The 11,163-nt window shown below is 72.5% G+C and carries 4 protein-coding genes; all 4 read left to right on the forward strand.

The genetic code is table 11. The features are described from left to right. Positions 1–55 precede the first annotated feature (55 nt). The 4 genes from HNQ05_RS03265 (at position 56) to HNQ05_RS03280 (ending at position 11,160) form a co-directional block, all read left to right on the forward strand. A complete protein-coding gene (locus HNQ05_RS03265) occupies positions 56–2,629 on the forward strand; it encodes an ATP-binding protein (protein WP_147145511.1) in 2,574 nt (857 codons plus the stop codon). A 94-nt stretch (positions 2,630–2,723) separates the two neighbouring features. After that, positions 2,724–6,602 (forward strand): DUF6242 domain-containing protein, encoded by a 3,879-nt coding sequence (locus tag HNQ05_RS03270; RefSeq protein ID WP_147145509.1) that lies wholly within the window; start codon positions 2,724–2,726, stop codon positions 6,600–6,602. A gap of 137 nt (positions 6,603–6,739) precedes the next feature. After that, the gene (locus tag HNQ05_RS03275) at positions 6,740–7,699 is read left to right on the forward strand and encodes a GGDEF domain-containing protein (protein ID WP_147145507.1); all 960 of its coding nucleotides are present in this window, start codon (positions 6,740–6,742) and stop codon (positions 7,697–7,699) included. 152 nt (positions 7,700–7,851) lie between these two features. Next, positions 7,852–11,160, forward strand: coding sequence for a bifunctional diguanylate cyclase/phosphodiesterase (locus HNQ05_RS03280; RefSeq protein ID WP_147145505.1), 3,309 nt, complete (start codon positions 7,852–7,854; stop codon positions 11,158–11,160). The last annotated feature ends 3 nt before the right edge of the window (positions 11,161–11,163 follow it).

Genomic DNA, 11,163 nt, shown 5'->3' on the forward strand with positions numbered 1-11,163 from the left:
ATCGTGAGCCGGCTCGCGGCCGGGAACCGCGGACGCTGCTAAGATACGGCCACGCATGTCCAGGGTCGAGCTGAAGCTCCTGGGGCCTCCGGAGCTGCTGCACCGGGGCCGGCGCGTCCGGCTCCGCTCGCTGAAGTCGTACGCCCTGCTCGCCTATCTGGCGCTCGAGGGCCCCACGCCACGCGAGCGGCTGGCCGCACTGCTGTGGGACACCCCCAGCGGCCGGGGCAACCTGCGGGTGGAGGTGCACCGGCTGGACCGGGCGATCCCCGGGATTTTCGCTGAGCGGCGCGGGGTGCTCGCGCTGGCGGACCTCGACCTTGACGTCGCCGCCTTTGAGGCGGCCGCCCGCTCCGCCGACTGGCCCCGCGCGCAGGCGCTCTACCGCGGGCTTTTCCTGGAGGGGCTGGAGGTGGAGGCGAGCCCCGAATTCGCGGAATGGACGCGCTACCAGAGGACCCGCCTGCAGGAGGCGCAGCGCACGGTGCTGGCGGAGCGGGCCCGCCACGCCCCGCCGCAGGAGGCCGTGGCCCACTGGTTGCGGCTGCTGGCCGAGGACCCCCTCGACGCGGCCGCCTGCCGCGGCGCGATGACGGCCTACCTGCGCCTCGGAAAAACCGATAAGGCGCTCCAGCTCTACCGCGAACAGGCCGAGCTGCTCGAGCGCGAGCTGGGGCTGCCGCCCGAAGCCGAGACCCGGGCCCTGGCCCACCTCATCCGCAGCGGCGAGCGGCCCGCGCCCACCGGCGCGCCGCCCTTCGTCGGCCGCGAGCCCGAGCTGGGGCGGCTCGAGCAAGCGCTCGCCGCGGGGCAGGCGGTCTTCGTGACGGGCGAGCCCGGCATCGGCAAGACGCGGCTGCTGCTCGAGTTCGTCCGCGCCAAGGGGGTGGAGCCGTTTCTGCTGCGCGGCCGCCCCGGCGACGCCGCGGTGCCCTACGCGACGCTGGCCCGGGCCCTGCGCGAGTACCTGGAAGCGGGCTTCGACCCCGAACCCTGGGCCCGGCGCGAGCTGGCCCGCCTGCTCCCGGAGCTGGGCGAGGCGCCCCCGGAACCGAACCCCGCCCGGCTGCTGGCGGCGGTGGCGCAGGCCCTGGAACCCTTCAAGACCCCGGACCGGCTCTGGGGCATCGACGACCTGCAGTTCGTCGACCCGGCCAGCCTGGGGCTGGTCACCGGGCTGGCCCACCTCGTCGAGGACCGCGCCGGCATCGTGACCTACCGCCGCGGTCGGCTGGACCCGGCCGCGGCGGCCTGGATCGAAGACCGGCTCGCCTCCGGGCGGGCGATCGAGCTGACGCTCGAGCCGCTAAGGCCCGAGGCCGTGGCGCGCATGCTGGGCGTAGACGGCGAGCGGGCGCGGGCGCTCGCGGCCTACACCGGCGGCAATCCCTTTTTCCTCTCCCGCCTCCGCCACGGGGACCCCCAGACCGCGGACCTGCAGCAACTGGTGGCGCGGCGGCTGCGCCAGGCCTCGGCTCCGGCGCGGAAGCTGTGCCAGCTCGCCGCGGTGGCGGGTGCGGTCTACGCCCCCGCCCTGGCGGCCGCGGCGCTGGGGCTGCGGCCGCTGGCGCTGGCGGAGGCCTCCGACGAGCTCGAACAGCTGGGACTTTTCCGCAAGGGTCAGCCCGCGCACGACCTGGTCGTGGAGAGCGTGCTCGCCGAGCTTTCCGAGGCGACGCGGCGTCACCTGCACCTCATCGTCGCCGAGGCGCTCGAGCGCCTCCCGAAGGCGCCCCCTGCCGCCGTCGCGCTGCACTTCGAACAAGCCGGGTACCCCGGGCGCGCCACCCCCCACCACCTCGCCGCCGCACGAGCGGCCGAGCGCGTCTTCGCGTTCCGCGAAGCGCTCGCGCAGTACCGCCAGGCCATCGCGTCGGCCCCGCCGGAGGCGGCCCCGGACGTCGAGGTCGAGACGCTGGAGGCCCGCTACCGCATCCTCCTGGCCCTCCTCGACTGGAACGACGCCGAGCAGCTGCTGCGGCGCGCGGAAGAGCTGGCGCGCGCCCCCGAGCGGGAGGCGCTGCGCCCGGCCATCCGCCTCGGCTGGGCGGGGCTCCACTTCAACCGCTGGGAACTCGATCGGGCCGAAGCCATCGCCAACGAGCTGCTCGAAAGCGGCGGCCTCGAGCCGCGCCTGCGGGCCGAGGCGCTCTACATCCGTGCGGTCGCCGTCCAGGCCCGTGGCGAGCACCCCCGGGCCCTGGAAGACGTCGAGGCCGCCCTGGAGATGCATCCCGACCCAGCCTGGGCCTTTCACGGCTGGGCCCACAACACCGCCGCCATCAGCCACGTAGCCCTTGGCGAACTCGGGGCCGCCGAGGAGCACAACCGCGCCGCGCTGGCCCACTTCCGGCGCTGGGGCAACCTCGCGGGCGAGGCGAACGCGCACCGGGTCTTCGCCGAGATCGCCGCGGCCGCCGGCCGTTACGACGAGGCCGACCGTCTTCACGAGCAGGCGCTCGAGCAGGCGCGGCGCTCGGGCCACCGGGAGGTGCTGGGCTACGTGCTCGCCTCGGCGCTGCTGCACCACGAGCGGCTGGGGCGCACCGAGCGCGTACACGAGCTGGCGCGCGAAGGTGCTGAGCTGCAAGGCCCCTACCAGGAGTTCTTCCGGCAAAGGCTCGGCTGAACCCAGCGCGGCGCAGCGCGGTCACCCTCCATCGCCGAAAATTACCTTGAATGTCCCTCCAGCCCGTTTTCTACCTTGAGGCTAGGGGGAATCTATGTATAGAAGAAAACGCCCAAGTTTCGCTTGGTTCGCTACCCTCTTTTCAACGATCCTGCTGCTGGCCTCCTGCTCGCCGCCCGCGGGAACGGGGTCGGCTTCGGGGTTCGCCCTCACCCTGGCTACGGACCGCATCGAGGCGCCCGCCGGCGGCTCGGCCACGGTCGAACTGACCGTGAGCGTCCAGGGCGGTTTCGGCGGCACCGTTACGCTGGCGCTACAAGCTCAGGGCGGCGGCGCAGCCCCGCCGGGGATCGCCCTCACCCCCACCCAGGTGCAGGCGCCGGGCGGCCCCTACGGGCTGACCCTCAGCGTCGACCCGACGGTCGCGCCGGGCAGCTACCCGCTGCAGCTCACAGGTACCGCTTCAGGCGTTGCCAAGAGCGTGGATTTGACCCTCACGGTCACGGAGCCCGCCGGTCTGAGCCTCAGCCTCGATCCCAACGTGCTGACCGTGGAACAGGGGCAGAGCGCCGGCACCACGCTGCACGTCGCTCCCCCCCAAGGGTTCGCCGCCACGCTCGCCCTCACCCTCAGCGACGCCAGCGGCAACCCGGCAAGCGGGTTCACCCTCGACCCCGCGAGCGTGACCGTGAACGGCGCGCCCACCGACGCCGCGCTCAGCCTCCAGGTCGACCCCGCCCAGCCGCCCGGGAGCTACCCCCTCGTCCTGCACGCTACGGGCGGGGGCGAGAGCGCCCAGGTGGGGCTGGACGTGAGCGTCGCCGGCTACGCGCTCGACCTCGCCAGCCACGAGCTCTACGCCCCTCAGGGGGGTTCCGCCACCGTGGGGCTCACGGTGAACGCGTACGGCGTCAGCGGCGACGCCGTCCTCTCCCTGGAAACCCAAAGCGGCGACCCGCTGCCGGGCGGCCTCACCCTGCAGCCGGCGAGCCTCGCCGTTCCCGGCGGCCCCTACACCCTCACCCTGAGCGTGGACGCGGCGGTTCCGACCGGCAGCTACGCCCTGCGCTTGCGCGCCGACCTGGGTGGCAACGAGCAGGTTGCCGACTTCACCCTCACCGTGCAGCCACCGCCCGAGTTCACGGCCGCCGTCAGCCCTAGCGACCTGACGATCGACGTGGGCGCCAGCGGCACCCTCTACCTCGAACTCAGCTTCCAGCAGGACTTCAACGACACCATCCAACTCACCCTGGAGTCGGCCGACGGCTCCGCCGCGCCCGCCGCGTTCACGATCGACCCCACCAGCCTCGGCATGGCGGCCTCGGCTGGCGACACCAACTACGTGAGCGTCACCCTCTACGTCGCGAACTCCGCCGAGTCGGGCAGCTACGACCTGCGCCTGCGCGCCGCCTCCAGCCAGACCACCGCCTACGCCGCCTTCACGCTCACCGTGCCCACCCTGCCCGACTTCACCGTCGAGCTCTCGCCCTATTCCCAGACCGTGATCAAGGGCGGTGCCGCCACCTATCAGCTCGACGTCTACCCCCACAACGGTTACAGCGGCACCGTCGACTTGAGCCTCACCCGCACCGACAGCTGGACGCTTTTTGACGGCATCACCTTCACGCCCACGAGCCTCGACCTCTCCGGGGGGGCGGTGAGCACGACCCTCACCCTCAACACCGACGACACCGCGGCCGTCGACGACTACCACTTCCAGCTCGACGCGAGCGACGGTCAGACCACCCAGAGCGCCAGCCTCGCCCTGAAGGTGGAGGACTTCAGCCTCTCCCTGGGTACCAGCGCACCGACGCTCGCCCTGGACGCGGGAACGAGCGGCAGCCTGGCCCTGACGATCAACGTCAGCACCCCTAACAGCTACGACACCTTCCCCAACCCCGTCACCTTCAGCCTGGCCACCCAGGACGGCAGCCCGCTGCCCCCCGGGCTGAGCCTCTCGCCGGCCAGCACGGACGTCTCGCCGGGCAGCAACAACCTGACCGTCGTCGTCGGCGCCGGAGCCGACACCCCCGCGGGCAGCTACCCCTTGCGGCTGGTCGCCGCCGCCGCGGGCGTGACTCGCAGCGCCGACTTCACCCTGGTGGTGCGTAGCTTCGCCCTCGGCCTCGGCACCTCCGAGCTGGCGTTCTGGACCGAGGGCTCGGGCACGCTCGAGCTGACCCTCGAGCCGCTGGAGGGCTTCAGCGGCACCGTCACCCTCAGCCTGGTGGACGCGGAAGGCAACCCGGTCTCCGGCCTCAGCCTCGACCCGACCAGCGTCAGCGTTTCCGGCACCACCACGCAAACGCTCACGATCTCAGCCGACAGCAGCGTCGCCGCGGACGTCTACCCCCTGCGCGTCCGCGCCGTCTCGGGCAGCATCGTGAAGGAGGCCGACCTCACGCTCTCGGTCGCCGACTTCGCGATTGCTCTCGACAGCTCCGCTCTCACGATCTGGCAGGGCGGGGAGGGCAGCCTCGGCCTCACCGTCACCCCCGCAGGCGGCTTCGGCGGCGACGTGAGCCTGCTGCTCGAAGCCCAGACGGGCTACACCCCACCCTCCGGCGTGACGCTTACGCCCGGCAGCGTCACGGTGTCGGGGACGACCACGCAAACCCTCACGCTCTCCGTGGCCGGCACTTCGAGCCTCGGCGTCTTCGACGGCCTGCAGATCCGGGCGACGGCCACGCTGAACGGCGTGACCCGCGCACGCACCGCGCCGCTCGCGCTCACGCTGAAGGGTATGAACGTCACCCCGACCGACTTCAACACCCTCGGGATCGCCCGCGGCGGGCAGCGGACCCTCGACGTCAGCATCGAGTCCTATGGTGTGGGCGGGGCCGTGAGCCTCGCACTGGAAGACGCCGGTGGCGGCAGCGTACCCGCAGGCATCGTACTGACGCCGGACGTCCTGAGCGTGAGCGACGGCACCGCCAGCTACACCCTCACCGTCGCTGTCGACGGCACCGTGAGCTACGGCTCGCCCCTCATCTACTCGCTCGACGTCGTCTTCGACGGCGGAACCGTGGTTCGGAAGAGCGCCCTCGACCTGGCCGTCTACCGGATGACGGTGTTCTGGCTGGAGCGGGCCTCCGGCACGAGCTACGACCTCTACGACGTGGCCTACAACGGAGACGACGCCGCACCCGTCTTCGTCGCCGTGGGTGGGGGCCAGCGGGTCAACCTGACGAGCGGCCCGGGTGTGGCCGCGCTTTCGGCGGACGGCGTGAGCTGGTCGGCTGGTTCGGTCACCGGGGCCAACAACCTTCAGGGCGTCGGTTACGGCAACGGCACCTTCGTGGCCGTGGGCGCCGCCTGCGAGATCTTCATCTCCAACGACAACGGCGCAAGCTGGACGCAAGAAGCCGCGGCCGGCGCCTTCAGCTGCCCCAGTGGCGGGCTCAACGACGTCGCCTACGGCAACGGCACCTTCGTGGCCGTGGGCGCCGGTGGGCTGATCGTCCGCTCGAGCGACGGCAGCAGCTGGACCCAGGTGGCACCAAACGTCGGCGATCCCACCAACGACCTGAAGGCCGTCGCCTACGGCAACGGCACCTTCGTGGCCGTGGGCAGGGGCGGGGTGGTGCTCACCTCCAGCGACGGCCAGAGCTGGGACGCCGCCACCTCCAACACAACCGCAGACTTGGCCGGTGTAACCTTCGGCGACGGCACCTTCGTGGCCGCAGGCGCGGGCGGGGTGGTGCTCACCTCGAGCGACGGCGGCGGCTGGACTGCGGGGTCGCTGGGCGGCGACGACGCAACCGCCGTCACTTACGGCTACGACTGGGACGGCGTGGGCCTCTTCGTCGTCACCACCCGTTCGAGCAACGTCGTCTACACCTCCGACGACGGCGGGGCTAGCTGGAGTGCGCAGAACGCCGGCGGCCTGGACGTTCCCCTCCTGGGAGCCGCCTACGGCAACCACCGTTTCGTGGCGGTGGGCGAGCTGGGCAGCCTCACCACCTCACCCTAGTTCGGGCGCGTCTCGCTTCGGGCCCGGCCCCCTGGGGCCGGGCCCGCTCTGCGCACCGACCATTTCCCGGCACCGCCGAGCGCACGGCATCGCTGAGCTTGGTCCGAAAATATTTTTAAGGTACAATAGCGACGAGCATGCCCATGCTTTCGCCCCGCGCGACCTCCAACCCTCTGGAGCGCTTCCTCGAGGCCTCGTACTGGCTCACGGTGGTCGCGGCGCTGGGCGTAGCCGTGCTGTTGCAGCTCGCCCGCGGCAGCTTCGCCGACTTCTTCCTCGACGCGCTGATCGCCGCCTGGAGCGTCACGCTCTACTTCTTCCCGGCCCGCCGCCCCCACCACCGCCGCTTCGTCCACACCCTCGGCCTGCTCCCCCTCTTCGCCTACTACGTGGCCCAGAGTCCCAACCTGATCCCCCCGTCGTACCGGAGCGAGGCCTTCGCGGTGCTGGCCATTTTTCCCATCAACGTCGCTTCTCTGACGATGGGGTTGCCCGGCGCGCTCGCGGCCCTGGCGGTGTCCGCGGGGACGATCCTCTACTTTTTCCGCTGGCCCGACCCGGCCGAGCTGTTCGCGATGGCCTGGCTCCTCTCGGCGCTGCTGGGGGTCAGCTACCACGAACTGCTGCGGCGCCTGGAGGTCTACCACGAGCGGCTGCACCACCAGGCGCTGCGCGACGCCCTCACCGGGCTGGGCAACCGGCGCGCCATGGAGGAGGACTTCGCCCGCATGCAGGGCCTGGCCCAGCGCACCGGCCGGCGGCTGGTGCTGACGCTGTGGGACCTCGACGACCTGAAGGGCATCAACGACCGCCACGGGCACCAGGCGGGGGACCAGGCGCTACGCGACCTGGCCGAGGCGCTGCGCCACTCCACCCGGCGCGGCGACGGGGTCTACCGCACCGGGGGCGACGAGTTCGCCGGGCTGCACCTGGACCTCAGGGACCCGGAGGCGCTGAAGGAGCGCGTGCGGGAGCGCTTCGCGGACGTTTCGGTGGGCTGGATCGACGCCACCGCGGGCGACTTCGAGGCCGCCTTCCGCGCCGCCGACGAGCGTCTCTACCGGGAGAAGGCCCGCCGCAACCATGCCCCGGGGTGACGCCGCGCGGCCGGGACCGCCCCCCGGCCGCGCGCCTTACGATGATTTTGATAACAGTACCAACGCGCGATAGGAAACGTTACCGTCCGTGCTTCTTTGGTGTGCATCCTCACCGCCCACCCGCTCGCGTTGGTGTTATATTTGACGCGTAAGTGCGAACGTTTGAAGTACAGCGCCGGCTCATCGGCACCCTCCTCGAACCGCTTCCCCTTGAAGAACGGCTGGCAAGGGCGCTGGCCCAGCTCTGCCGCAACCCCTGGCCGGGCCTGGCCCCGCGGGCGGCCGTCTTCTTGCAAGAGGGCGGCCGGCTGCGCCTGGCGGCGGCGTACGGGCTCGAGCCCGAGGAGCGCGCCCGCTGCGACGCGGCCGGGCCCGGCCCCTGCGCCTGCGGCCCCGCCAGCGAGCCCCTCACCCTCCCCATCCCCGCCGGCGGCGCGTCGGTGGGGGCGCTCAACCTCTGCCTCGCGCCCGAAGAGGAGCTGAGCGCCGCGACCCGCGGCTTCCTGGAGGAAACGGCCCGGCTCGTGGGGCTGGTGGTGCGGCACGAGCAGACGGCCGGGGCGCACCGCCGCGCCGATCGGGCGCGGCGGGTGCTGCTGCGGGCGCTCGAGGCCGCGCTGGAGGCGGAGAGCTGGTCCGGCTTCGCCCGCTCGCTGACGGAGACCCTGGTGGAAGCCGGCGGCTACCCGCTGGCCGCGGTGTGGACCCGCGGCCGCGGCGCGGCCCTCGACTTCGTGGCCGGGGCCGGCGACGCCCTGGAGTACGCGCGCAGCATCAAGGTCACCCTCGACGACGCGCCCACCGGCCGCGGGCCCGGCGGCCGGGCGCTGAAGGAGGGACGGCCCGTCGTCCTGCAGAACGCGCTGGAAGACCCCTCCTTCGCCCCCTGGCGCTCCACGGCCGAGCGCTACGGCCTGCGGGCCAACGCCGCCTTCCCCTTCGCGGTGGAGGGGCGTCCCCTGGGGGTGCTCTCGGTCTACGCCGGCGAGGCCGACGCCTTCGAGGGGGAGGAGCTGGAGATGCTGGAGCGGGTCGCCCAGCTTCTGGGCGAGGTAAAGGTTCGCCTCGAGACCGGCGAGCGGCTCGAGCTCTTCCGCGCCGTCATCGAGCAGATCCCCGAGTCCATCCTGATCACCGACACCGAGGGGCGCATCGAGTTCGCCAACCGCAGCTTCGTCGCCGAGACCGGCTACGCCCTCGAGGAGGCCCTGGGCCGCAACCCCCGAATCCTCAAGTCGGACCGCCACAGCCCGTCGTTCTACCGCAGCCTCTGGCAGGCGCTCAAGGCGGGGCGCACCTTCCGCGCCACCTTCGTCAACCGCCGCAAAACCGGGGAGCTCTACCCCTCCGACCGCCTGATCGCCCCGGTGCGGGCCCGCGGCCGGGTGCACTACGTCGCCTTCGGCCGCGACACCGGCGCGGAAGAGCGCACCAAGGCCGAGCTGACCGCGGTGCTCGACGCGCTGCCGCAGCCGGTGATCATGGTGGACCTCGCCGGCCGGCTGCTGCGCTTCAACCGGGCGGCAGCCCGGGTGTTCGAGCTCAAGGACGAGCACCGCGGCCGCCCGGTCCCGCTCCTTCACCCCCAGGGGCCCGAGGGGTTCATGAAGCGGCTCGAGCAGCTGCGGCGGGGCGGCGAGGTGCCGCCGCTGCCCTTCCAGTGGCAGGGGCGGAGCTTCCGCGTCCACCCCCAGCCGGTCCGGGGGCTGGGCCCGGAACCCGCGGGGGTCGTCGCCGTCTTCGTCGACGTCACCGACCTGGAGAAGGAGGCCGCCTTCCGCCACGCGCTGCTGCGGCTGATGCAGCACGTGGTCGAGGCCGAGGACCCCTACAAGCTGGTGCTCGACTTCGCGCTCGAGCAGGTGCCCGGGGCCGACGCCAGCAGCCTGATGATCCGTGAGGAGAGCGGCGACCTGCTCTTCGTCGCCCTGCGCGGCCACCCGCCCGATCTGCTGCACCAGCGGCTGCCCAGCCACGCGCAGTGGCCCATCCCCAAGAACAAGGTGGGCGTCTTCCGGCTCTCCCCCGAGGCCCACCAGCGCAGCAAGGCCCGCCACCCCCGGCTCTACGCCGCCGCGAACACCGCCGAGATCCGCGAGGTGCTCTACGTGCCCATCGCCCTGGAGGGGCAGGAGGAGCTCGTCCTCAACCTCGACGCCTTCCGCACGGACGCCTTCAGCGAGCGCGACCTCGAGCGCATGGACCTGCTCGCAGGGACGTTGGGCTTCTTCCTCGGCTGGAAGAAGCAGAAGGACCAGGCGGCCTACCTGGCCTACCACGACGCCCTGACCGGTCTCCCCAACCGCCGCTTCTTCGTGGAGCTCGGCTCCAAGCTGATCGCCCGCGCCGACCGCGGCGAGCCCGCGGCGCTGCTGATGGTGGACGTGGACCGGCTCAAGACCTACAACGACACCCTCGGCCACCCCGCGGGCGACGAGCTGCTCAAGGAGGTGGCCCGCCGGCTGAAAGCGGCGCTCTTCGACGGCGACGTGGTGCTGCGGCTGGGGGGCGACGAGTTCGCCGCGGTCCTCCGGGGCTGCGACGCCGCCGGCGCCGAGAAGGCGACCCGGCGCATCCTCGAGGCCATGGCCGCGCCCGTCCAGGTCGAGGGGCGGGTGCTGCAGCCCTCGATCACCCTGGGCGTCGCGGTGGCGCCCGGCGACGGCACCCGCCTGCCCGAGCTGCTGCACAAGGCCGACCTGGCGCTGCTGCGGGCCCGCGAGGAGGGGCGCGCCCTCGCCTTCTTCGACGCCGGGCTGGAAGCCGCCCGCAGCGCCGAGCGGGAGCTGGAGATCGAGCTCAAGTCGGCGCTGACCGGCGGCGGCCTCGACTTGGTCGTCCAGCCGATCCTCGACCTGCGCGACGGCCGCTACGCCCACTTCGAGGTCCTCCTGCGCTGGAAGGAACCGCCGGCGCGCTTCATCGCGCTGGCCGAGCGGGTGGGGCTCGGCCCCGCCCTCGACGCCTACGTCCTCGACCGGGCTGAGGCGCTGGCCCGCCGGCTGGGCCGGCCCGTCTTCGTCAACCTGCTGCCCTCCACGCTGGCCGTGGGCGTACCGCAGCGGCCCGATCCCCGCTGGGTGGGGTTCGAGGTCACCGAACACGGCGTCCTCAAGCCCGAAGCCCACGCCCACGCCCGCGAGCTCGCGGCCGAGGGCTTCGCGCTGGCGCTCGACGACTTCGGCACCGGCTACGCCAGCCTGAACCTGCTCTACGACTTCCCCCTGCACCTGATCAAGCTCGACCGCGGCCTGATCCTGCGGGCGCTCGAGCGGGACGACGCCAAGGCGCGGGCGCTGCTCGAGGGGCTGGTGCCCGCCATGTCGGGGATGGGGCTCGAGGTCCTGGCCGAAGGGGTGGAGGACGAACGCCACCTCGCCTACCTGGCCTCGATCGGCGTGCGCTACGCCCAGGGCTTCGGCATCGCCCGCCCGGCGCCGCCCGAGGCCTTCGGCGGCTGAAGC

It is taken from the genome of Oceanithermus desulfurans (assembly GCF_014201675.1).
GTDB lineage: Bacteria > Deinococcota > Deinococci > Deinococcales > Marinithermaceae > Oceanithermus > Oceanithermus desulfurans.